At 42.6% G+C, this 24233-nt stretch carries 16 protein-coding genes; 5 read left to right on the top strand and 11 right to left on the bottom strand.

From position 1 onward, the window contains the following. Positions 1–25: 25 nt before the first annotated feature. Both AB4384_RS12565 and AB4384_RS12560 read left to right on the top strand, forming a co-directional pair. Complete coding sequence (locus tag AB4384_RS12565; protein ID WP_102320465.1) at positions 26–763, top strand: dienelactone hydrolase family protein; 738 nt, start codon at positions 26–28, stop codon at positions 761–763. 176 nt (positions 764–939) lie between these two features. Then, entirely contained in the window at positions 940–1845 is a 906-nt protein-coding gene (locus AB4384_RS12560) for a MalM family protein (RefSeq protein WP_061038885.1), read from the top strand. An 88-nt stretch (positions 1846–1933) separates the two neighbouring features. Here the strand turns inward: AB4384_RS12560 and AB4384_RS12555 are convergent, their stop codons facing one another. Continuing rightward, a complete protein-coding gene (locus AB4384_RS12555) occupies positions 1934–4747 on the bottom strand; it encodes a glycoside hydrolase family 3 C-terminal domain-containing protein (protein WP_017071400.1) in 2814 nt (937 codons plus the stop codon). Between the two features lie 142 nt (positions 4748–4889). Here AB4384_RS12555 and AB4384_RS12550 point away from each other — a divergent pair, with 142 nt between their 5' ends. Further along, the gene (locus AB4384_RS12550) at positions 4890–5768 is read left to right on the top strand and encodes a helix-turn-helix domain-containing protein (protein WP_048664698.1); all 879 of its coding nucleotides are present in this window, start codon (positions 4890–4892) and stop codon (positions 5766–5768) included. Between the two features lie 307 nt (positions 5769–6075). Here the strand turns inward: AB4384_RS12550 and AB4384_RS12545 are convergent, their stop codons facing one another. Continuing rightward, positions 6076–7407: a carbohydrate porin gene (locus AB4384_RS12545; protein ID WP_019821079.1), complete on the bottom strand. Its 1332-nt coding sequence runs from the start codon at positions 7405–7407 to the stop codon at positions 6076–6078. A 456-nt stretch (positions 7408–7863) separates the two neighbouring features. Next, on the bottom strand, positions 7864–9462 hold the full coding sequence (locus AB4384_RS12540) for a family 16 glycosylhydrolase (protein WP_372129623.1): 1599 nt from the start codon (positions 9460–9462) through the stop codon (positions 7864–7866). A 546-nt stretch (positions 9463–10008) separates the two neighbouring features. Here AB4384_RS12540 and AB4384_RS12535 point away from each other — a divergent pair. Further along, on the top strand, positions 10009–11004 hold the full coding sequence (locus tag AB4384_RS12535; protein ID WP_102319824.1) for a LacI family DNA-binding transcriptional regulator: 996 nt from the start codon (positions 10009–10011) through the stop codon (positions 11002–11004). Positions 11005–11094: 90 nt separating this feature from the next. Here AB4384_RS12535 and AB4384_RS12530 read toward each other — a convergent pair whose 3' ends face one another. The 6 genes from AB4384_RS12530 to AB4384_RS12505 form a co-directional block, all read right to left on the bottom strand. Next, the gene (locus AB4384_RS12530) at positions 11095–14538 is read right to left on the bottom strand and encodes a hypothetical protein (protein ID WP_102319663.1); all 3444 of its coding nucleotides are present in this window, start codon (positions 14536–14538) and stop codon (positions 11095–11097) included. 74 nt (positions 14539–14612) lie between these two features. Further along, entirely contained in the window at positions 14613–15602 is a 990-nt protein-coding gene (locus tag AB4384_RS12525; RefSeq protein WP_017071889.1) for an ABC transporter ATP-binding protein, read from the bottom strand. Between the two features lie 10 nt (positions 15603–15612). After that, the gene (locus tag AB4384_RS12520) at positions 15613–16566 is read right to left on the bottom strand and encodes an ABC transporter ATP-binding protein (RefSeq protein WP_048659634.1); all 954 of its coding nucleotides are present in this window, start codon (positions 16564–16566) and stop codon (positions 15613–15615) included. Continuing rightward, positions 16566–17543 (bottom strand): ABC transporter permease, encoded by a 978-nt coding sequence (locus tag AB4384_RS12515; protein WP_371957688.1) that lies wholly within the window; start codon positions 17541–17543, stop codon positions 16566–16568. Before AB4384_RS12515 ends, AB4384_RS12520 begins: the two co-directional genes overlap by 1 nt. Before the next feature lie 20 nt (positions 17544–17563). Continuing rightward, on the bottom strand, positions 17564–18538 hold the full coding sequence (locus tag AB4384_RS12510; RefSeq protein WP_017071753.1) for an ABC transporter permease: 975 nt from the start codon (positions 18536–18538) through the stop codon (positions 17564–17566). 55 nt (positions 18539–18593) lie between these two features. Then, complete coding sequence (locus tag AB4384_RS12505; RefSeq protein WP_017071752.1) at positions 18594–20228, bottom strand: ABC transporter substrate-binding protein; 1635 nt, start codon at positions 20226–20228, stop codon at positions 18594–18596. Positions 20229–20727: 499 nt separating this feature from the next. Here AB4384_RS12505 and AB4384_RS12500 point away from each other — a divergent pair, with 499 nt between their 5' ends. After that, positions 20728–21507: a hypothetical protein gene (locus AB4384_RS12500; RefSeq protein WP_017071751.1), complete on the top strand. Its 780-nt coding sequence runs from the start codon at positions 20728–20730 to the stop codon at positions 21505–21507. Between the two features lie 117 nt (positions 21508–21624). Here AB4384_RS12500 and AB4384_RS12495 read toward each other — a convergent pair whose 3' ends face one another. Further along, on the bottom strand, positions 21625–22878 hold the full coding sequence (locus tag AB4384_RS12495) for a D-amino acid dehydrogenase (RefSeq protein ID WP_372129622.1): 1254 nt from the start codon (positions 22876–22878) through the stop codon (positions 21625–21627). 225 nt (positions 22879–23103) lie between these two features. Next, positions 23104–24030 carry a LysR family transcriptional regulator gene (locus AB4384_RS12490; protein WP_017071749.1) on the bottom strand — a complete coding sequence of 309 codons (927 nt, stop codon included), beginning with the start codon at positions 24028–24030 and terminating at the stop codon, positions 23104–23106. Positions 24031–24233: the final 203 nt, after the last annotated feature.

The following is a 24233-nucleotide window of genomic DNA, read 5'->3' as shown; positions in this document are numbered from 1 at the left end:
CAATTGTCATCGAAAGGAATTACGCATGCAAAAACTCACTACGCTCGGCCTGTTTTCAGTTTTACTGCCCTTCTCTGCGATATCAGGAGAAAACGTCACTTACCAAGTCGATGGGATGGATTACGAAGGTTATTGGAGTGAAGCCAGTGACCAAGCGCCTTTGGTACTGCTAATACACGATTGGGATGGCTTAACCGATTACGAAAAGAAACGTTCTGAGATGCTCAACGAACTCGGTTACAACGTGTTCGCCATCGACCTATTTGGTAAAGGCATTCGCCCTACGGAAGTGAAAGATAAAAAGCAACATACAGGCGAGCTGTATAAAGACAGAGAAAAAATGCGTACGTTGCTCAACGCTGGTGCCATGGAAGCGAAAAGACTTGGCGGCAACTTAGATAACAACGTAATGATGGGATACTGTTTCGGCGGAGCCGCTGTATTGGAAGCCGCTCGTGCGGGCATTCCTTCGAAGGCTTATGTCACCTTCCATGGCGGTTTATCAACACCAAAAGGTCAAGACTACTCGCAGACTAAAGCTCCCGTAGTCGTGTTCCACGGCACGGCTGATGCCATGATTTCAATGCACGACTTTGGAAGCCTCGCCGCTCAACTTGAATCAACCAAAGTTCCGCATGAGATGATCACTTATAGTGGTGCGCCACACGCCTTCACAGTATTCGGATCGAATAACTATCAACATGAAGCTGACCAAAAATCATGGCAACGCTTTACTCAGTTGTTAAGTTCGGTATCTCGTTAACTTTCAATCTAGGTAACAGCCCAACGGCAGCCTGTTACCTAATTCGTACTAATTATTAGCGAGTATTTCTTTAAATTTGGTGTTCGTCACTCAAAAAGAAAGCGCTTTCTTGTAGTGTGTCTCTATTATCAATCAGGCACTCTGAATCAGATATGCTTTTTTAACTGTGAGAAATTATGAAATATTTAGCAATTCTACCAGCGGTATTCGCACTAAGCGCCTGTTCAACAGTGACAGAGTCACCGGTTAGCTACCACAAAACTTCTCCGGGGCTAGAGTCACTACAGAACAACGAAAACTGCTGTGAAAACCTGAGTACAATTCAATATCAAAGCGTTACGAACCCAGAAGAAACATCTGTTTCGATCACCACAGCAAGCCCTAAGATCGAGTTCAAATCGGGCCGATCCTTTGCTGGAGGGCTAAAGCTTCCTGCAACACTAGATGCTATTCGTTTTTCAGTGACTTCAAATGCTAGTTATTCAGCATTCGTTCCGTCACTTTTAGTCTTAGACAAAAATTACCAGCCGCTAGATGTCATTGGCAATGAAAGTATTAAGTACCAACCACTTAGCCTGCTTGATGGTGCACAATATGGCGCGCAAATCGAACTGCAAGAACGTTACTTAAACGGCGAGGCTCCTGCTTACTTGGTCGTATTCACAACCAGCGAAGCACTCGCGGAAACAACTCCTGTCGAAAAACCAAGTGATATGGCGATACGTTCTGGTGATATCCAGGCAAACATCGCTCATAACACGGACTACGCCATCCCTCATTCTGCAATCGGGAAAGTCTCCTTTGATTTTAAATTCACAGCGGTAACCACCGTTGTTGAAGAACAAAACCGTCAAAAGCGAGTTCAACAAATTATTCCAGAATCAACCGTAGCCCAATCAGATTTATTAACGGAAAATACACTGAATAAGAAAGAGGTTTATCAAACTCTTATAGAAAACTCGGTTTCATCTGGAGATTTTAGTGCAGCACTGACTTACGTTGAAGAATCTGAGCGATTAGGAATCGAAGGGATGCGAAACTCCTTTGTTGACGCGATGAAGCAATATCAAAAAGCACAATAACTCAACCTCAAAGTAGTCGTTTATTTTCTCTCACTTTACCTCTTTTTTGAGCAACGAGAGTTAAATAAACGACTGTTATCCCTTAGCCCTATTCAGGCATAAACGAAAATACTAATTGCTCCAATTCTAAGCCTAATTTGATGAATTCAATATCCAAAGAATAAAAGCCTTTATCAAGCTTAACGGAGAGCCCCTCAACTGAAACTGTCTCGCCATTAGTACCATTCACTGATAGAGACATCGCGTACACGTTATTGAGACTTAAACTACACGCAGATTGAGCCAAAGTGCCACTATCGTAGTTAACAATACCTGCACATCGATACACACCAGCCTGTTTAACTTCCAAAACAATGCTACGGTTTTCTCTGATATTAAGTGGTAATACTATTGCATGTTGCTCTGCCGTCAGAGAGCAAAAGTCTCCATCAGTTTTACTCTGTTGTTTATTAAGATTTTGGGTCGCCTCAAAGCTCTTAACTGGATCAAAAGCGACTAATGGGCGACCCATTGCTGGAGAGTCCATAATAAAACGACAAATATTCATCGCGCTTCGTTGCAACTCCCCTAAGCTCAACGTTCCGTTTTCAAGCGCCTGTAACGTATCGTCATTCGACACGTTATTTTCCGCACCATCATGCTCAACAACCATATAAAGATCATTTTGAGAGCGAAGCATAAAGGATGTGTAACTTCGACTTTCAGAGCCACCTTTGATTGGGTCATTCATTTTTGCCCACCAATCCGTCATCACTATCCCTTTATAACCCCACTCCCCACGAAGAATCGTAGTATTGAGGTCGTAATTGGATGCAGCCCAGTGACCATTAATAGGGTTGTAGGAGGTCATAACACTCGAAGCTCCTCCTTGTTTTACCGCTATTTCAAAAGGCTTCAGATGAATCTCACGAAGTGCTCTTTGAGATATAACACTATCAACATCAAACCGTGACGTTTCTTGATCATTCGCCACCAAATGCTTGATTGTGCCAGATACTCCTGCAGCTTTAAGACCAAGAGTTTGAGATGCAGCTATTACCCCTGAGAGAAATGGATCTTCTGAGAAATACTCAAAATTTCGACCATTCAAAGGGTGGCGGTGGATGTTAATCCCAGGACCAAGCAACGTATCAATATGATTGGCTTGCATCTCTTTCCCCACTAAATGAAATAGTTTCTCATTCAGTTCTGGGTTCCATGTACAGCCTAATAATGTACCAATTGGGACTTGAGATGCTTTATGTCCGCTGTCCATTCGGATACCAGACGGACCATCAGCAGCTGCAACGACAGGGATACCTAAATCAAATAAGCTCGGCGAAACACCCCCAAAAGCAGCAGCAGTACCTGGCGTCACCTTAGGGCTGCACATACCTTCCCCACGAACAATTGTCGCTAACTGCTTTACGGTCATTTGCGAGATAAATTCGTCAATGTTCGCTCGCCCCTGCTTAACATCCAGTAAACGAATGCCCGTATCTTCACCAAGAGGAATAGAGCTTGGAAGCTCACTCAGAATACGTTTACTCAAATCAATAGTTCGCAGCGGCACAGATTCGTAATCGCAACTGTAAACACCATTTTCCTCGTTGCCTTTTGGGATCAACCTACTAAATCCGGTGACAGGAGCAAGTGCTTCCGTTAATTGCTCAACAACTAACAGCTCTTCTATTTTAACGCTCTCACTAACAAGCTTTGCCTGGCGAACACTTCCTCCTAGATAAAAGTGATATTCTCCAGCTTCAAGTACGTAACTATTTGGGTGTCCCGTTTTACCGGAGTCATCAAATGATGCGAAGGAAGATAGAGGACATGAAATAGTCAAACACACCGTATCTTGCGGGTCCAAGGTCGGTGTTTTCACAAAACCGATCAGTGCTCGTGAAGGCTTACCAAGGTGACCTTGAGGCGATTCAACATACAGTTGAACCACATCCTTACCACTGTATTTCTCGCCTATGTTTTTAACTTCAATATCGAAGACCAACTCTTGTTCAGAGCCGGAACCAAGAGTCGTCAATGCATTTAATTTATTGGAAAAGCGGGTGTAGGACAGCCCAAAACCAAACTCAAATTGAACAGCTTTAGGATTGAAAGTTTCAAAATACCGATACCCGACATAGATATCCTCTTGGTACAGATTACGCTCTTTATTTCCGAAGCTAGCGCTGGAAGGATAATCAGATAAAGAGTGCGCAATAGTGTCGGTCAAACGTCCACTCGGGCTAACATCACCTGATAAAACATCAGCTAAAGCATGCCCACCTTCCATACCTGCGGCCCAACTATACAGAACAGCCTTAATCGCAGCAGAACCTTTAAGTGAACTTGTCCATGACATATCGATTATGTTGGTCACGTTCAGTATCACAATGACATCATCAAAATATTCTGTCACTTTCTCCAACATTTGTATTTCTAGCGCGGTTAAATTGTAACTGCCTTGCTGCTGTGCATTATCTTGATCTTCACCCGCCGTTCGACCGATAAAAATAACGGCTTTGTTAGATTTGGCAACGGCATCCATCACAACTGAATTTGAAAGAGGCATTTCATCTTGAAACCAAGGTTCTGCTGCCCAACCACCTCCTCCGTCATTGAACGGGTTGTCCTTGACCCAACGTTTGTATACCTCCACCAAACTGAGATTAAGATTGATGTTTGGATTCTCATACAAGCCCTGTAATGCATTAACGGAATAAGGGACATTCACAGCTCCACCAGATCCAGTGCCACTTCGGTAGGTATCAATCTGACAGCGACCAAAAAGAGACACCGTATCACTAGCCTGCAATGGCAATATTGAATCACTATTTTTTAGTAGCACAATGCCCTCAGTAGCCGCTTGTCGACTTATGGGTGCAAGCTGCTTCTGTGCTTCGAGAATTTCCACAGTATTCATTTAAAGTCCTACTATTTTTTTACTTAGAGCAAAAATTTGACCTCTCGCTCTAAAAGTTAATATTGTCTTTGTTCAAAAAATAGTAATCTTAACCACGGCGTTTAACTACCAAATAAGCGACAGAAATAGGTAAAATAGCGACATGAAAACCAAGTTTAGACTCCAAAGTCATCAGAGATATCCTCAGATAAAATTTGCCTATGTCGATGGTCATCACGATTTCGACTTTGACGTACATAGCCATGACTTTTCTGAACTTTTCTTAGTTGTGAGTGGTAGTGGAAAGCATACGGTAGCTAGCCACACTTACCCTTTAAGTACAGGAGATGTATTTGTTATTAATGGGGATATTGAACATGGATTTTGTGAAGTAAATAAACTGAAGATTGTAAACTTGATGTTTGATACGGCATTGCCTTTTTTTGAGGTCCCTTCAATGCGTCAAATGCCAGGTTATCAAGCGCTTTTCAAGGTAGAACCAATTGCTCGACAAGCATCTGAATATCAAGCAAAGCTTACGTTATCACTTTCTCAGTTGAAACGAATCAATGGACTTCTACAACAAATCAAATCGGAATACGACAACGCAGAACAGGGGTTTGAAATCATATTGACGAGCACAATGCAGCAACTTGCGATAGAACTTGCTCGGCGATATCAAGAACAGACCCATAGCTTACCAAAAACAACCCTGGCATTGAGCCGTGCTCTCGCACATATTGACCGTCATTACAAAGAAGTAGGATTAGATACAGAAACCATTGCGCAAGCGGCCTATATCAGCAAGCGGCAACTAGAAAGGTTATTCAGGCAGTTTTTAAATACATCCCCAAACCAATACGTCAAAGACCTTCAAATTCGACACTCGGCATCCTTATTATTAAACGACAACAAAAGCATCCAACACATTGCTGAGTCTTGCGGCTTTTCTGACAGCAACTATTTCTCCAAATGTTTTAAGGCCCAAAATGGATGCAGCCCTCGCGAATTTAGAAAGCAACATTCTTCCCATAACTCATAACCCTTTCCCCCTTAAACCTTAAACCTTAAACCTTAAGCCTTAAGCCTTAAAAGATTAGATATGTCACACATAAAAAAACCGCTCCTTTCGAAGCGGTCGATGAGTATCTTTGGCAAGAACACATTTGAAACGAAACTCAAATATGGAAGACTCATAGCAATAAAAATGAAACTCTTTGTGCTGCTAGGAAAGAGCTCAACTATTGCAATAAATAGGATATCGAGAACCTTGCCCGCCCTAAAGGCAAGGCCGTCATACCACTCCCCCGGTATGCTCGATATCACTTAAGACCCGAAGGTAAAAAATTCTACCACCACATGTCAGCTTGAATACCTACAACAAAGTCGCCCTCTTTACCCGTACCATCTTGCATTTCACCATCAAGGTAAGATGCCATGAAGCGAATTTCTGGAGATGGACCGAAGCCAGAGTGCACAACTAGAGTCGGTGCTACTGTTAGCTTGTAATCATAAGAATTCTTTGACTCACCATTACGGTCTTCGTAGTTGTACATGTAACCAGCTTCGGTAGCGATAAAGAAGTTTTCTGAAATTGGGAACGTTGGTCGCACCATTGCTGATACCCAGCCGTCTGTGTCACCATTGTCAAAATCGTTGTACTGGGTTTGAAGAGAGTGGAAAATATTCACACCATTTTCAAAAAAGTACCCACCCCATGCTAAAGCACGTAGCGATACATCGTTTTCATCAACAGCCTTCAAACAAGACGTACCACAGCCCGTGCCTGTCGTTAACCAACTTTGATAGTCGCTACCAGGCTTGTACGTGTTGTAAGTCGTAAGAGTACCGCCTAAAAGGTTACCTGAACCTAAGCCTTTACCAGCCTGCGCGATGTATTTTGTAAAACCTTTATCTGACAACCCAAAGACAGACTCAGTGTGAACAATTGCCGTCATTTCATAGCCATTCTCAGCGAATGCTTCTGGGCCATTACCAAAACCTAAATCGACCATATTGTCTGGCATATACTTAGCCATAGCGTGAAGCTCAACACTGCCAAAGTTCACGCCAGCATGAAGTGCATGCATGATGTTGTTGCTGTCACCCCAGAAACTTGTATCGCCAGAGTCATCGCTTGCAATATAAGCAAAGTCCCACTTATTACCACCTAGCTCAACACCTTCAATACCAACACCAGTACCTGACATATCCGTGTAGAAAAAGTCGGTCATAAAGATGTAATTATCTTTACCATAAAAGCGCTTACCACCCCATACAACACCGGTTTCAGATACACCTTCAAACTCGACAAAAGTTTCTGCCATACCAATTTCGCTGTTGGTTGCATCGGCATTGGCACCAAGTTGGTTGGTTGCATATTCCGCATTGTTGGCTGCTGCTCGTGTTTTGATTCGAATTTTCTGACCACCGTCATTCTCAAAATTTTTCTGCAGTGCAACTTCAAAGTGGCTATCCGACTCAACACCCAATCGACCTAAACGCTCTTTAGATGCTGGGAACTTTGCTCGTTTAAAATCATCATTTTCACTGAATAGAACACCAGCACGGAAATAACCGTGAAATTCAAATCCATCCGATTTTTCGGCATGTACAGCAGGTGCAGTAGACAAGCCAGCTGTAGCGACTAAACAAGCAAGGGTAAGCTTAGAAAGTTTCATAATAACTCCATGTTCCAAATTATACTTTCACAAAGAAAGCGCTTTCTTTATTTTTCTTAAAAAAACCAATCGAACAGATTTAAAGAAGATCAAATCTAAGCCCACATTCACTATGCACTCTTAACCTTATTGGCTTTAACCGCTCAGTTGGTATGGAAAGAGTATAAATCGATCTCGTGAATATAAACCGTGATCAACCCCACCAAAGAAAGCGCTTTCTTATGCGTAAGTCACAAAAATAGAGATGTTAAGTATTTTGTTTGAACAATCATGGAACCAAGTAAAATATCACTGTTCACATATTAAGGACGAATTGCTCCGTTCAAACACTCAGAACCTGTTTCGAATGACACCGTCGGTTGTCTTCCTCAAATAATCGTCGAAATAAAAAAGGGAACATACATTGTATGTTCCCTTTATATTCAGAATTTTATTCAAACCCTTTTGTTAAAACGCTTACTTTTCAAATCGAATATTGTCTAGTTTAAAACGCATTCCTCCTTGAGGCTCAAACACTAAAAGGTTAGTGATCATTTTTGGATCAGCTTGATTCCCACCAGCAAAACGGTTGTCTCTCTTTAAAATGTCAGCGATTGGAATACGTACCGTCTTCCATTCATTCATTGCTGATAACGGCACGGTATAGTCACTTGTTTTCGGCCAGCCGCTGTCCATCTTAACCAATAGTTCAACCCCATCAGCCATACTCTCAACTTTCAAATCAAAGACCAGTTCACCCGTTTCTTGCCAATGTGTCACATCTGTTACAGGAGAACGAAAATAGATATTTCCTGATCCTTCTTTCTTATTCACTTGTAGCACTGTTCCACGATCTGGTTCGGTCACTTCTTGATAGTCAACAATATCCAATGGATCATAGCTTGCATAAGCCAAGCTTGCGTTAAGAGTTTCGGTAAAAATCTCCAACGTTGGTCCATCAGCATAACTATCATCGGTTGCTAAGATCTCTGGAGCTTCGTGCCCTATCACTTGTATTGCATGTTCAGAGCGACTTGCACACCCTTTTCCTTTCCAACGATCAACCTTACAACGGTATACCTTGACCGAATCAACTAGCATTGTTTTCGGAAACAAACCTTCGTCGATGCCTTTATCATTTGCGTTCGCTGACCACGCCCCACCGACAGCCAAGTTCAATAACAAATGAAACTTTTCATCAAACGGAGCTGCTCCACTCGCATTAATGAGTTTCCCTTCTTCCGCTTCATATTGGCTGTACCAGCCCTCTTGAGTTTGAGTCGCGTAATGAATATTGTCTACATACCAACGAATTTCACCTTCTTCCCACTCAATCGCGTATGTATGGAAGCCCTCAGTAGGGTTCACACCATTTGGCAATGTCGCGGCTTGCCCTTTATAAACATTGTCTGGCCAATTTCGTCCGTAATGTAACGTCCCGTAGACCCGGCTCTCTAGAGCATCATTTTTCGCTCCCGCCGCATCTGAAAGTGTGTTTAGGTTAACCGCTTCCATAATATCGATTTCGCCAGAAGCAGCCCATGTACCATATTTATTGTCGGTTGGCAGCATCCAAATCGCGGGCCATGAACCTTGTCCACCGGGTAACTTTGCTCTGATTTCATAACGGCCATATTTGGTGTCACGCTTGTCTCTTGTACTTAGCCTCGCAGAAGTATAAGGGAGTGTTTTAGTTGCTCCGCCAATCGTACCTTCGGCATTGTCAGGCCCAGTATGACTTTGCTTCAGCGCGACAATGTGTAAAAAGCCATCTTTAACAAATGCGTTATTAGGATCATCCGTGTAGCACTGTTGTTCATTGTTCCCTCCTCCCCAACAGTTCACTTCTAATGACCAATTACGTTTATTTATTTGCTCGCCTTCAAACTGGTCTTCCCACACCAATTGCCAGTCTGAACTTAAAGTAACTGGAGCATGGGATAGCACAATCGCTTTTTCAGTTTGAGCTAAGTCAGCACTTTCGGATACCGGCAGCTCTATCGCCGTGCAGCCAGACATCAAAGCGGCAGAAATAAAAGACGTTAATATCTTTACCTGATTGGTTAGATCTTGCATTACAACTCCTTGTATCACGACTTTCTAAGCAGGCGACACGTAATATCGGAGCCCATAACAGAAAGTCGATAAATGAATAAGTCCGCGAGCATGGACCCAATATGCCATGCACGACTGTTTCAAAATGAGTATATAAAAGTGCATAGTTCAAAAAAGAGACAACGCTCACCTTAAGAAAGCGCTTTCTTGTTGGGTTTCACATTTTGCTAAAATTCGTTGTGGTTTGTGTAGATTCTCAAGAATTTTTTGACCTGATTATCTGCATAACACCCTAGAATCCCTTTATTCTAAGGCTTCTGTTTTTTCTAGCTTACAACGAAGTTCAGAAAAACAGATTCACTTTTATTACAACACAAAGAAAGCGCTTGCTTGATATTTGAACGAGTATATGGAAATATTCGTGACGTTACTTTGTATGCTTAACCTTCAAATTTAGCGTTAAGCAGTTCTGAGTTTTTAAATATTAATCATTGGATTACTAGGCTCTTATTGATCACGAAGGTAATATAGCTTAGTTCACTCCTTGTAGAGATAAGGCCACTACCATTGATCACCATTAAAGAAGTATCTGAACTTGCTCAAGTTTCTCAATCAACCGTCTCACGAGCATTAAATGGTCACCCTACGGTAAAGGAAGCCAATCGCGAAAAAGTATTCAAAGCTATTGATCAACTAGGCTACAAGCCTAATGCGTTTGCACAAGCTCTAGCCTCCAGTCGTTCAAATAGCATTGGCATGCTAGTTGGTTCGCTTGATGGGCCTTTCTATGGACCATTAATGCATACAGCCGAAGATACCGTTCGCCAAAATAATATTCACTTAATCGTTACAAGTGGCCAGGAATCACGAACCAAAGAGCTCGATTCTATCCAGTTTTTGCAATCTAAACTTGTGGATGGCCTCATTGTTCACTCAGACAAGCTCAGTGATGACGAACTGATCAAAATAGCGAAAGACAGTGAAACAATGATTGTTCTCAACCGTTTTATTCCTGAGATTTCTGATCGCTGTATTTACATTGATAATGAGCTTGGTGGCTACCTTGCAACGAAGCACTTACTCGAGAACGGCCATAAAAAAGTCGCTTGTATCACAGGCCAGTTGAGTAAAGTTGATAGTAGAGATCGCTTTCAAGGGTATCGAAATGCCTTGTTAGAGTTCGGTATCGAATACGACGCAGGGCTGTTTGTAGAGGGACGCTTTGATCATCAAGGCAACCACGAAGCTGCGCGACGCTTGTTAGACCGAGACCCTGAGATCACCGCGATTTTCTGTCAAAATGACAACATCGCGCTTGCTGTATATGACGTAGCAGCAGAGCGAAACCTCATTATTGGGCGAGACCTTTCAGTCGTAGGCTTCGATAACGATACTCATAGCCAGCATATTCGTCCTCGCTTATCGACGGTCGACTTTCCAGTTCATGAGATGGGAGAAGAAGCTGCAAAAGGTGTTTTATCGTTAATTAATAAACGCGACTACCCATTGAAGCACAAACTAACCCCGACATTGATTGTAAGAGAGTCCGTGGCTAAGCTTTGATTTTTGTATATCAAGCACCCCATTTTTTACACTTAAAAGAAAGGCTCTAAGTATTCACTTAGAGCCTTTTTATTTCACTTTAAATTAGAATTAGAGTAACTGGTGCTTTGACAACACGACAACGACTTTCTCAATAAGACCACTACGAGAAAAGAGCTGTGAAGCCATTTCATGGTTTAGCGTTAACGATGCAAATGCCTCACTTGTTCCGTCTTTAAACTGAACTTCAATACCCTGTGTTGGCTCATCATTGAGTTGGTAAATAAACGGTACCTGACAGTAAGTAAAAGCCAGTTGCCCAGCCTGAACAATAAAGCTCTGCATTTGTCCTTCAATATTTTGGCAGTCAAAAGTCGCCGCTTTTTGTAAGAACTCTTTAGGACTAAGAAGTGAAGGGTTAATTACAATTGTGCCATCAACGACCTCTAGACCTAGCTCTCCAAAACGAGTAATCACTTCTTCCTTAACTTGCCCTGTCATCCCTGGCTGCTGTGCTCCAGAGTGCTTTGGCGTATGAGAATACGGATCCGTCGGAAACGCACCGTAGTTTTCCGGCGTTTTGTTGAAACCAATACCAGCTCTCACTTTGTAATAGTAATCCGCTAATTTAAGAGTTTCCTGGCTATTAGAATCCATACTCCAAGCATGCTGATAGTTTTCTTGCACAGCTAGCAGCAACTTAGAAACCATATGCCAATAGATACAACCTAAACCTTCATAACCAAACATGGTTCCCGAACGCCCAGTAAAGGCTTTATGGTTGAATACACGCTCATACAAACTAGATACATGACAAAATTCATCATCACTAATTGACGGGTAATCGGCTTTAATTTCATCAATCGCAGCCTGAAGGAAACCTTTGTTTTCAAAGCTTGAATTGAAGTGGTAAGAACCTTTGCTGTCTTGGTTTACTAATCGGTTATCTTTGGCAACAACCATCATGCTTAACAATTTGCTCTGGTCAATGTCTTTAGCGTCTAAACAGTTTTTGTCCATAAAAGAAGCCAGCTCACGGTCAGGGTAAAGCATGAAGCTATTTTGATCAGCACGATACATGTCACTGGCAAACAATTTATCCAACAACTCAACCGCTTGTTTAGATGATAATAGACCCGAGCTCAATACTGCAACTTGCCCTTCTAGCATAGGGTAAAGCTCTTCAACCATTAAGCTCTCACCAGAACAACTCAAGATGTTATACGCATTGTACAAACCGTCTTCACGCAAGTTGTTTGCAATCGTAGAATCTAGGACTTTTAAGCTCGCGCCCATCAATTGAACAATCGCTTCTTTCTCAACTTTCGTTTTCCCTGAGAATCCATTTACTCGGTACACGCGCTCACGATAATTAGCAGCGGATTTAGCCAGCTTAGTCAGCATTGCTTTACGCGTTTGACGAGTGACCGTATCTTGACGAATCTCTGTATTTGCCTCTGAAACGATCTGTGTAACAGAAGACATCCACTCAAACACTTCTTTGGAAATACTGTATGACGATGGTGACTTCTCTAACAGGCGCTGCATAAAGGCAACATAGCGACGCATGTAGTACAAGGTTACCATTGAGAGGCCGTTGCCAACGATAGCGTTGTTTGCATCATTCCATTCTGGACGTTGTGTATTGAGCCAAATACCACCATCAAGCACTAAGTTACTCAATTTCGCCAATAAAGGGACGAGTATCTTCTCCATTAAGTTGACCATATAAACTTCTTGGTCACCCGTCATCAACAAGCGACCGTCACTGCCTAAGCTCTTTACACGTTGCTCTGTCAATTCCTGCAAGTCTTGGTTGAACTCTACGGTATCTTTAGGGTTATCAAAGAGGCCTTGAACTCCACAAAGCTCGTAAGGCACGTTGGCATAACTAAAAATGTCACTCTCTAGTAATTCGATAAGATCGCTTTGCTCAAATTTGTCTGCTAACTCAAGGAATTTTAATAGATAAATGATTTGATGATCGCCCCAGTAACCAATGTTACTCCAAGGATCATCCGCCTCTAACAGCTCCCAATCTACACCATCTTTAGTAATTCGATACGGATTGTAACCATCCACCGTTGAAGCATTAACAAACTTAGAGATGAATGATTTGATGAACCCTGGATAACTAAGAGCCATCGCTTCCCAGTTTTGGAAAATATCACGCCAGTTGCCTTGATAAGAAAGTAAGCGTTCGCCATTTTCATCTTTAAGCTTAATCTCATAGTGGTTCCAAGGGCGACTAGGGTCACCATGACGACGTCCAAAAGTAAGCGGTAGATACTCGTAGCTCAATCGAACTAATTGAGAATCCCCTGTCGCTTTAGCGCGCGAAACTAATTCAGAATGGCTGAAAACATCCCCTAACTGATCAAAAAAGTCTTGATGGCGGCCAGCTACCTGAGAGTTGGCCTTTTCCATAGTTTTAACTACGTCAACCTTTTCTAACATATAGCCGTTTTCAAACACGCCACCACGCATGTTATTGAACAACACATTGGCATAATGGTGAACGCTGGTATTTTCTTCAGCTGTTATTTGCCACGCATCCGCGCCAGACATTAATGTGATCAATTCATCTTGATTATCTGCAACGCTCTTTTCTAAAGCTAGTGCTAGGTTAGCAGGAACAGAGAGCTCAGATTGAAGCTGACAGATATCGGAATGAGTCTTGTCTATATCAGCGACAATCGACCAAACTTTGGTTTGATGTGCTCGCAGCGTCAGAGACTTATGAACTAAATAGCTCCCTCTAACCCCTTTCGTTAAAGGTTCACTTTTAACCGCTCGACCTTTTCTGAACGCATTAACTTGAGCACTCGTCAATAAAATTTGGCTGCTTTCCGTTTCTAAGCTGAAGACTGTCGTCGCTAGCAAAGATTCAGCAGGGTCGGCTCTATCGCTCAATTTCGCGTACATGCTGAACAGAGCTAATGAACTACCATCAACTTGTTCATTCCACTTGTACGCATCAACTAATGCACTTCTTGTTTGAAGAGCTGATAACGGAGCGCCTGAAGGAAGTATATTTTGTAAGCCATCTAGTGCTTCGACTTTACGCTCAAAGCTCGCGAGGTTGGTCAGTTTTGAACGACGAATAAAGCCGTATTTTTCACTCGTATTCCAGCTGTATTGGAACTGTAGTTGCAAAGTATGGTTTATCTCTTCAAATACAATCTTGTCTCCAATCGTATTTTTATAAAGATTGCGTTCAACATCAAAAATACCATCATGGAATGTATTAAACGGTTCCCAAAGTACAACCTTGTCGCCATGTTCAATACGGAAGATGGATTTTGAGCCGGTGTTTTCCGCATTTTCATGAATATGGTCAACAGACTTGTAAGGAAAAAGCGCATTTTCCGGACGAATGCGTCCAGCTGAAAGGCTGCCTGTTGATGAAATAAATAACCAGTGATCGCTCGACGATACAACGCTAATAAAGAATGGCGTCATTTGGTCAACATTAGAGATTTGGTAGTAACGCTCACCATCTAAATCAACGAACTTGCCATCGACCTCTGGTGTTGAGTTGTAGTCTTGTTTCATATCAAAATTCCAAAAAATTCTTACACTTAAACTTTGAAAGCGCTTTCTTTTGCGTTTCAAAAAGGATTTAAAGTTTACAAATGATGACAACGAGCAAAATGCTCTTCTGCAATTTGAGTCGGTTCTGGTATTGATTGCGTGCAAAGTTTATCGGCTTTCATACAACGGCTTGCGAACGGGCAACCTACGCTACTTGGCTTCCAAGAAGGGATATCGCCTTTTTTCACGTTCATGTCACGCTTGCCCGATTTACCGACTTCTGGCACTGCTGACAACAACAACTGAGAATACGGATGTTGTGGGTTCTGAGTGACGTTGTCGCTATTGCCCCATTCGACCATATGTCCTACATACATCACCGCCGTTTTCTCAGCAAAATAACGCGCTGTCGCAATGTCATGAGTGATGTACATGAACGAAATACCATGCTTATCCTTCAAGTCAGCCATTAGGTTTAAGATTCCTAACCGCACAGACACATCAAGCATAGAGATAGGTTCATCAGCTAGGATAACTTCAGGGCTAACAGCAATTGCGCGTGCAATTGCGACACGCTGTCGTTGTCCACCACTTAGTTCATGGGGGTACTTCTCTGCGGTCTCTTTAACTGGTGTAAGCCCAACCATTTCAAGCAATTCATAAACGAGGTTCGGAATCGCTTCTTTTTCTGCTCGTTTATGGATAAGTAATGGTCGCGCAATATGGTGGTAAATCGTATGTACAGGATTCAACGAGCCAAACGGGTCTTGAAAAATCATTTGCACTTGGCGTGCATATTCAAGCTCACCATATTTTTCAATATAGTCAGACAGAGGCTCACCTTTGAATTCGATATCTCCAGCCGTCTTATCGTAAATTCGGGTAAGAATTCGAGCTCCTGTGCTTTTCCCTGAGCCAGATTCGCCAACAATCGCTAATGCTTCTCCTTTACGAAGATCAAATGAAACATCATTTACGGCTCGCATCATATTGCTTTTGACTGACTGGCCAAGTGGGAAATCTTTTACCAAATTCTTAACTGATAAGATAACTTCGCTTTTATCAACGTTCTTTAAAGTATTCATAATCTTTCGCTCAAACTAGGTGACAAGATACGTGATGCCCAGTCGCAATAGCGCCCAAACGAGGCTCACTTTTAATGCACATTGAAATGCATTCGCCACATCGCTCTTGGAAGTTACATCCTTGAGGTGTATCCAAAAGGTTGACAGGATTCCCAGGGATCCCGTAGAGACGTTCTTTTGGCCCATGAATAGTCGGGAATGAAGAGATAAGCCCTTTTGTATAAGGATGCTTAGGTTCACTAAATACCGTTTTCGCATCACCTAATTCAATAAGGTTACCCGCATACATCACGCCAATTCGATCAGCAATTTCGCCCATGAGGCTTAAGTCGTGACTAATAAACAGAATAGAGAAGCCAAACTTACTCTTAAGCTCATACAGTTCATTCAAGATTTCACGTTCAACCACTACATCAAGTGCCGTTGTTGGCTCGTCCATGATGATCAGTTTAGGTTCCAGCGCCAAAGCAATCGCAATAACAACTCGCTGACGCATACCTCCACTCAGTTGATGGGGAAAGCTCGACATTCTGTCGCCATGAATCCCAACCGTTCCTAACAGCTCGACCGCACGATCGTGAGCCTGTTTATAAGGTATTTTTCTGTGCGCTAGAATAACGTCCGTTAGCTGCTCACCGATGGTAATGACAGGGTTAAGTGAGTTCATTGCGCTTTGAAAAACAATAGAAACGTCATTCCAACGGAAGTCACGTAACTGCTTGTTATTCATCTTTAAAACATCCTGCCCTTTGTAGAGTATTTCACCCTCAGAGATAAGCGCTGGTGCTTTGTGTAGGCGTGATATAGCAAAAGCCAATGTACTTTTACCGCAACCAGACTCACCGGCAATACCGAGCGTTTCACCGGGCGCAATGGAAATACTAACGTCATTAACGGCTCTTGCTACGCCATTAGGAGAAACGTAATCAACACACAGGTTATTAATTTCTAATAGATTGCTCATTATAGGCCTCGGCGTTTATCTGCTTCTTTTTTAAGTTTGTGCCACAGTTTGATGTGTGGGCCCGTACGTAATTTAGGGTTGCTCACTTGGTCAATTGACATGTTAATCAATGCGAGTCCACCACCAGTAATCGCTAACGCCAATGCAGGAACCAGCATTTCCCACCACGCTCCGGTATATAACGATGAAGAGGTCTGTGCCCAATACAGCATAGAGCCCCAACTCACTTCTGTTGCATCACCTAAACCTAAAATACCTAGACCAGCTTCAGAGCCCATTGCGTAGATAACCGTGCCTAGGAACCCGCCAAAAACAATCGAAACTAAGTTTGGTAAGATCTCTACTAAAATAATGCGGATTTTTGATTCACCCATAACTTCTGCAGAAATGATGAATTCTTTGCTTCTAATTGCCATGGTCTGTGCACGAATCACCCTAGCTCCCCAAGGCCAGGAGGTTATTCCTAACAACACGGTAATAACCAGCGAACCGACCTGCCCTAAGAATGCGGCGAGAACAATCAGCAAGGGCAACTGTGGAAACACAAGAAATACGTTAGTAACGAAGTTCAAGCGTTCATCGACTTTTCCACCAAAGTAACCAGATGAAACCCCGACGAGCACTGCTATTGTCATCGCGATTACGCCCGCAGAGATCGCAACAGTAAGCGACTTTCTTGCTCCAAATAGAACCTGGCTATATACATCACGCCCGCTACGAGTAGTGCCCATAATATGCTCAGAACTTGGTGCAATATGTGGACGTGCTACGCGCTTTTCTGGATTATGAGTCGATAATACAGGCGCAAATAACGCCCCAGCTAAGACAATCGTAAGTAAAAAAGTACCTACAATGGCTGGAGGGTTACCGTAGAAAAATGCGTAAGCTTTACCGAGAGTTTTCTTTACGTTTTTCCACGACCATTTTGGCTCACGTACTGGCATATTCGGCTGGTTAGCGGTTTTTTGAGTATCCATTAAATTATCCATCATGCGCCTCAGTTCGAGATTCTAGGGTCAAGCCAGACATATAGAAGGTCGGCAATAAAGTTAGCGGTCAGTACCGCTGTCACCAAGATAAGAAGAATGGCTTGGATAAGTGGGTAATCACGAGCAACTATGCCTTTAAGAAGGATGTTCCCCAAGCCTTGGTAGTTAAAAACCACTTCGGTCATGATTGAGCCTGCGAATGAGAATCCGATTGCCATTGCAATAGCGGTCGCAACAGGAAGGATGGCATTTCGACCAGCATAGCGAGACATAACACGATAACTACTCAAGCCTTTGGCCTCAGCCATCGTTACGTAATCTTCACCCAACACATTGATCATCGCATTACGCATATTGAAGACCCATGTTGCGATCCCAACCAGGACCATAGAGCCCATAGGCAACACAGCGTGTTTAGCCACACTAGAAATAAACTCCCATGTAAAACCTGGCTCTAGCGATGGGTCATAAGTGTATGCCAAAGGTAATAGTTCGAGTTTTAAACCGAAGAAATAGAACAACAGTAACGCGGTCACGATGTACGGGAAGTTACTAATAAATGCCAAAACTGGCGGAACAATTTGTCCAAATAGCCCTTCACGTCGATACGATGCATACGTACCAATACTGACACCAATGATAAGAGCAACAATCAGCGAACCAAGCGCTAGGAACATAGTCCACGGCAGTGCCATAGCAAGGACATCTGAAACACTTACAGGAAACATAAGCACTGAAGGTCCCAGATCAAGAGTGAATACGCTTTTCATATACGCGAAGTATTGTTCGAAAACATTGCCATCAACAAAACCGTACATTTCACGAACGGCATCCATTTGAGCAGGATCCATTCGACCTTGAGCTGCAGCGAAAAGAGCATCAACAGGATCTCCTGGCATTAGGCGAGGCAACATGAAATTAAACGAGATAGCGATTAAGAAAGCGGTAAAATAGAAGCCAAATCGGCGAATTAAAAACGACATAAAAATCTTTTAACCTAGGGGCTACAACCTAAGCTGTAGCCCTCTCAAAAATAACTTACTTAAGGTGTAGATTGTTGAGAATTATTACTCTCTTACCACCGTCGTACCATACTGGCTGTACGTATGGGTCTTTTTCACTTGGCCAACCAACAATATGTTTAGTACTGTATTGGAACCAAGTTGGGTTAGAAAATAGAGGGATAAAGGGAAGGTTTTCAGCCGTAAATTCCTGAAGTTCACTCAACACTTTCTCTTGCTGCTCTGCATCACCAATTTTGCCGAAGCTGTCGATCAATGCGTCGATTTCTGGTGAATTAACACCGTGACCAGCATGCCAAGTTTTTCCGATTCGAGACGTTGAGAAGTACTCTTGGTACGCCAAGATTGGATTTGTCGCGACCATTGACCAGTTAATTGACATGGTATATTTGCTTTCTTTCAAATTGCTGTCATATACCGCCCAATCCACAGTCTTAACGTTTGCTTTCACACCCACTTCTTCAAAGTATTCAGATACCATCTGAACCACTTGGATCCAGTCGGTCCAACCGTTTACAACCTCGATATCAAACTCAACCGTTTCCCCGTTTGCTTTGTCGCGGAATCCATCACCGTTTTTGTCAACTAAGCCCGCTTCATCAAGTAAAGCGTTTGCTCTTTCAACATCGTACTTAGTTAGATAACCATATTTCTTAGATACATTTTTATCAATGTGCGTTTCGTATAGCTCACCGATGCCACCAGCATTGAAGTTTGCGGTCGGATAACCGTAAGCAGCAATATCAACGATGGTTTCACGATCAAGAGCCATAGAAAGTGCTTGTCGTACTCTTAGGTCATCAAATGGCGCTTCTTTGGTATTTACGTAAAGGTGGATAGCATCATTCGCTGGATACCAAAAATGGTTATTTTCTTTATCCATATCGACAAATGTTGACTCAACGTCAGCAATAAAATTTGAACCCCAATCAATCTCACCTTTGATTAAGGCAGGTTGGATCTGAGAGTTGTCATTGTAAGAACGGAAGTTGATGCAATCTAAATAAGGTCTATTTTCTAAATAGTAATTTGGGTTTCGGCACAGCTCCATCTGTTGCGGTTTAATGTATTTAACCGTCGTCATTGGGCCACTACCTACCGGGTTAAGGTTGGTAAACGTTGTCAGCTCTTCAACTTTCGACCAAATATGCTTTGGTACAATATGGTAACGCTCTAAGTTCCAAGCAAATGTAGAATCCGCTTCCGTCAGCTCAAACACGACGGTTCGCGCGTCAATAGATTTGATTTCTTTTAAATTACCTGAAGACCAAATACCTTTCTGGTCAAAAGCTGGTGCCTCTTTAGTCAACATAAAGCTAAAAACAACGTCGTCTGCAGTTAACTTTGAACCATCAGACCACTTCAAATTCTCTCGTAACTTAAGCGTCAATGTTTTCAGGTCAGTTGAATACTCAACCGACTCAGCCAGGCGATAATCAACATCACCTGTCATGTTGTTGAATACGACCAATGGCTCAAACATTACCCCATGCAGCAAGTCTTTAGTTGTATAAGGGTTAAAGTTTTCAACAAAGCCAGTATTGATAATTGGCACCGTTAGTGTGCCACCCTGCTTAACTTCATCTGCTTGTACAGAGGCTCCGAATAAAGCTCCAATGGCGAGCGAAGCAATCAATGTCTTTTTGTGCATCACGTTGTCCTTTTAATGATAATAACCAGAAAGAAAGCGCTTTCTTTTAACTTTAAAAAAGGGGGTGTTTTCGTATTCACTATCGGCAACTCGCATCAAGAAACCGCTTTCTTTAGGTGGATAATAAGCCGATAGAATGATTCTTCAACTTACATTTCGGTGAAACGAACCATAGATCACAAATTTAGAATAGATTGAGAATAGAAATACACAACAGTGCCATTCGTCACATTAATTGTTCACTAACACGAAAAACAATTTAAAAACAATAAGTTAAAATTCACTAATGGTACCCCCATGGTCTTTCCTAATCGTCGAACCTCTAACCCATCAATGAACTTATGTGCTTTCTTTAAAATAGCCTTTCCGTCGCGATTCTCAACATACATAGACTGTATCTATGTATGATTCTCTCAAAAACAAAAGAAAGCGCTTTCTTGGACGCTAAACCTATGTCAGCATACCAGTCATAAAATGTAAGTTCCCCCTTAGGACAACTATGTTTAACTTTTGGAATGGCAATAAATCAGGTAAAAGACAGCACTATGAGTTGGAGCTAATTCATAGCTTGTTGAATTGGGATCCGAACGAACCTATTGTCGTTCACAGCGATAATACAGACTTTCCAAGAGCTGAGGATGAAGGAAATATATTCCGCAAGAATTATGATGTACTCGTCACGGTGGCGGGAAACCGTAAATTTGCTGATAAGCCTGCAATCAAACTCAACTCTCCAATTTGTAAAGGCTTATTAGGACACCGTATCCTGATAATTAGGGAACAAGATCAACCCACATTCCATAATATCAACAGCAATAAACTGAAATCACTTATCGCTGGAATTCCTGCGACATGGGCTGATGCTGAGCTGTTTAGAGCAAATGGATATCGAGTACTAGAGCAAGGAACGTTACCAGAGATTCTGAAACTTCTCTCAGATAAAAAATGTGATTATGTGTCACTCGGAGCCAATGAAGTTGAAAGCATATACCAAGAACATACCTATTCCCTGGATGGGTTAGTCATAGAAAAAAGTATTATGCTTTATTACCCTCTTCCTCTGGTCTTCTATGTCCACCCAGACAAGGCTCAACTGGCTCAATTACTTGAGGACAAACTGCAAGACTACAAACTCAGTGGTGATTTCGAGCTATTGTTTAACCAACATTTCGGGGACGTAGTGAGATCCATTGGATTAGAACATCGCAAAGCTATTAACCTCGTAAATAAGGAGCTACCGCCAGAGCTAAGATCATTTAAGTCTCAAGTCATCTCGTGATTATAAATAGAGGAGACTTAAAACCATGCACCTAGATTTACAACATTAGGTGCATCCGCTTCATGCTCCTAATGTCGATATCATCAAACCATAGGCAAGATAACTAACGGCTTGCTTTTACATATAGCGGTGGATACTTAAGTCATCAGTTTTAATATCACTAGCTGAGCCACTGACCACGCTTGCCAAGATCTTTCCTGAGCCACATGCCATTGTCCAACCTAATGTCCCATGTCCAGTATTTGTAAATAGGTTCTTGATAGGCGTCTTACCGATAATAGGCGTACCATCCGGCGTCATTGGTCTTAACCCAGTCCAGTATTCAGCCTTAGAAAAGTCACCCGCTTGTGGGAAAAGATCTTTAATCACCATATCAATCGTGGCTTTGCGTTTTTCAGGGATAAGGTAATTAAACCCCGCAAGTTCTGCCGTCCCTGCAATGCGAATACGATCATCAAATCGCGTCATCGCTACCTTGTAAGTTTCATCCATCACAGTCGAGGTTGGTGACTTATCTGCATTCACGATCGGCAGTGTTAGCGAATAGCCTTTCACTGGATAAACCGGGATCGACAAATCGACTTGCTTCAACAGTTCTCGAGAATAGCTTCCTGAAGCGACCACGTAAGCATCCGCTTTGAACTCGCCTTGAGTCGTTGTAATACTCTCAATGGTTTGATTCTGATGATTGAGCCTAACCACTTCGGTATTAAACACGAACTGAACGCCGAGTTGCTTGGCTTTTTCGGTCAAGGTTAAACAGAACTGATGACAATCACCGGTTTCATCGTGTGGTAAATACAGGCCGCCCACCAGCTTGTCTTTAACGTCTGCTAAACCAGACTCCACTGACAGACACTGTTCAACATCAAACAGCGAGTGTTCGATTCCACTCTCTGTTAATAGCTTCATATCCTGCTGAATAGCGTCCAATTGTTTTTCGCTTCTGAATACTTGCAAGGTGCCTTTCTGCCGGTCCTCATAAGCCAAATCTTCACTGATTCTTAGATGAGTCAGGCAATCTCGGCTGTAGTTAGCGACTCGTAACATCCGCGATTTATTCTGTGCGTACTTGGCTTCATTACAGTTGGCGAGCATCTTAGTCGCCCAAGACATTAACTCTGGAGAAAGAGAAGGCTTCACTTTAAGTGGCGCATGTTCTTGGATAAGCCATTTCATCGCTTTCAAAGGGATGCCCGGTGCCGCCCATGGTGATGAATAACCGTAAGAAATTTGCCCGGCATTCGCAAAACTGGTTTCTTTGCCACTGCTATCTTGACGATCAATAACCGTGACCGAGTGACCTTCTTTTGCCAAGTACCATGCGCTGGTCAATCCAATAACACCACTGCCAATTACAATAACTTCCATTCTCTTCCCCTAATGCCTGACAAAGCCAAATCTGTCGAACACAGCTGTCAGTCTAAAACTCGTTTCGTTAATAATTTGTAACTTATTCCGCATGTGTTGACTTAACAATAGAGGTGGCATTGACAAAACATCAATTCGACTCGAAAACAAATCCAGCAGTTTGGAAGTGTGATATTGGCGGTATTTGAAAGCTTAGGTAGGAGTCGCTAAGTAAACTGATTAAGCCTAGATATTGTAAGCGTCATGACTCAAGAAAGTGGCGTTCTCGAGTAAGAAATCTAACAAGGTTTCCGCTTGTAGCGTTAGTGCACGGCCTTTCAAAGATTGAACCTTAACCGTCGCCTTCGATAGCATCTCCAACTCGGTCGCAACCACTTCTATCTGCCCTGACTTTATCTCATCGATCACAGTGAGTTTAGGCATAAAGGTGACGCCCAACCCTGCTGAAACGAAGTTAGTCAGTGCCGTGACTGAGTTAGTTTGAAGTTTTGGCTGCAAGGTAAGATGGGAAATTTGTTCAGCCTGCTTTACCAGCCTCCCCATACCGGTCGAGTTATCGATCAAGGCGAGAGAAGCGTCTTGAATATCTTGCATTACCACTGGTGCATCTTTCATCGTAAGGAAGTGCCCCTTCGGAGCAATCAATTCGAGCGGATGGCTGCGTTCAACGTGAGAGTGCAGTTTAGGATGTGGTGCAGACGCATAGGTTATCGCAAAGTCTATCTGTTGATCTTCCAACATCTTGACTGCATCCAATGCCCCTGCGATCTCAATAGAAAGATTGATATCAGGATAACGAGTCATGAAGGTTTGCATCGGTTTAGAGACCAAGTTAGTAATAAATCCTTCTCCAATCGCGATGCTAACATTACCGCCCTTGAGGTTTTTAAGCTTGGTTAGTCGAGCAAGCACTGCCGCCTCTCCACGAACAATGGAGCGATAGTAGTTCAACAGTTCGTTCCCCGCCTCAGTCAGCAGAGATTGGCGGTTGTTGCGCTCCCATACTTTCATTTCCGCTTGCGCTTCTAACTGTGTCAGCATTCGACTCATCGCGGCAGGGTCAACGTTCATCATCTTAGATGCCTTACGTAACGACCTGTATTTTGATAACGCGTTTAAGTACTCGAGAGCACGGATATTAAAGTGGTGCATTCAACTTCCTTGTAATTCAACTGACACTTAATCAAGCGTCTCACAAATTTGCTGCGAACATATATCCCAATTTATCAAGATCGTAATTGCTCTTACTAACTTGTGCACCGAGTCACTTCAAGACATCACATCAAAGGCTGATATACGTGTTTTAGCTTGCTGTCGATAAAACAAAGGCGACAACTTTCGTCATCGCCTTTGTG

Source organism: Vibrio sp. 10N.261.51.A4 (assembly GCF_041471945.1).
In the GTDB taxonomy this organism is placed as follows: Bacteria; Pseudomonadota; Gammaproteobacteria; order Enterobacterales; family Vibrionaceae; genus Vibrio; species Vibrio crassostreae_C.
This window is presented reverse-complemented; position numbering and strand designations above follow the sequence as displayed.

Bases quoted from the DNA above. Each gene is read 5' to 3' on its own strand.
- AB4384_RS12565 (WP_102320465.1), top strand. From the start codon at position 26: ATGCAAAAACTCACTACGCTCGGCCTGTTTTCAGTTTTACTGCCCTTC.
- AB4384_RS12560 (WP_061038885.1), top strand. From the start codon at position 940: ATGAAATATTTAGCAATTCTACCAGCGGTATTCGCACTAAGCGCCTGT.
- AB4384_RS12555 (WP_017071400.1), bottom strand. From the start codon at position 4,747: ATGAATACTGTGGAAATTCTCGAAGCACAGAAGCAGCTTGCACCCATA.
- AB4384_RS12550 (WP_048664698.1), top strand. From the start codon at position 4,890: ATGAAAACCAAGTTTAGACTCCAAAGTCATCAGAGATATCCTCAGATA.
- AB4384_RS12545 (WP_019821079.1), bottom strand. From the start codon at position 7,407: ATGAAACTTTCTAAGCTTACCCTTGCTTGTTTAGTCGCTACAGCTGGC.
- AB4384_RS12540 (WP_372129623.1), bottom strand. From the start codon at position 9,462: ATGCAAGATCTAACCAATCAGGTAAAGATATTAACGTCTTTTATTTCT.
- AB4384_RS12530 (WP_102319663.1), bottom strand. From the start codon at position 14,538: ATGAAACAAGACTACAACTCAACACCAGAGGTCGATGGCAAGTTCGTT.
- AB4384_RS12525 (WP_017071889.1), bottom strand. From the start codon at position 15,602: ATGAATACTTTAAAGAACGTTGATAAAAGCGAAGTTATCTTATCAGTT.
- AB4384_RS12520 (WP_048659634.1), bottom strand. From the start codon at position 16,566: ATGAGCAATCTATTAGAAATTAATAACCTGTGTGTTGATTACGTTTCT.
- AB4384_RS12515 (WP_371957688.1), bottom strand. From the start codon at position 17,543: ATGGATACTCAAAAAACCGCTAACCAGCCGAATATGCCAGTACGTGAG.
- AB4384_RS12510 (WP_017071753.1), bottom strand. From the start codon at position 18,538: ATGTCGTTTTTAATTCGCCGATTTGGCTTCTATTTTACCGCTTTCTTA.
- AB4384_RS12505 (WP_017071752.1), bottom strand. From the start codon at position 20,228: ATGCACAAAAAGACATTGATTGCTTCGCTCGCCATTGGAGCTTTATTC.
- AB4384_RS12500 (WP_017071751.1), top strand. From the start codon at position 20,728: ATGTTTAACTTTTGGAATGGCAATAAATCAGGTAAAAGACAGCACTAT.
- AB4384_RS12495 (WP_372129622.1), bottom strand. From the start codon at position 22,878: ATGGAAGTTATTGTAATTGGCAGTGGTGTTATTGGATTGACCAGCGCA.
- AB4384_RS12490 (WP_017071749.1), bottom strand. From the start codon at position 24,030: ATGCACCACTTTAATATCCGTGCTCTCGAGTACTTAAACGCGTTATCA.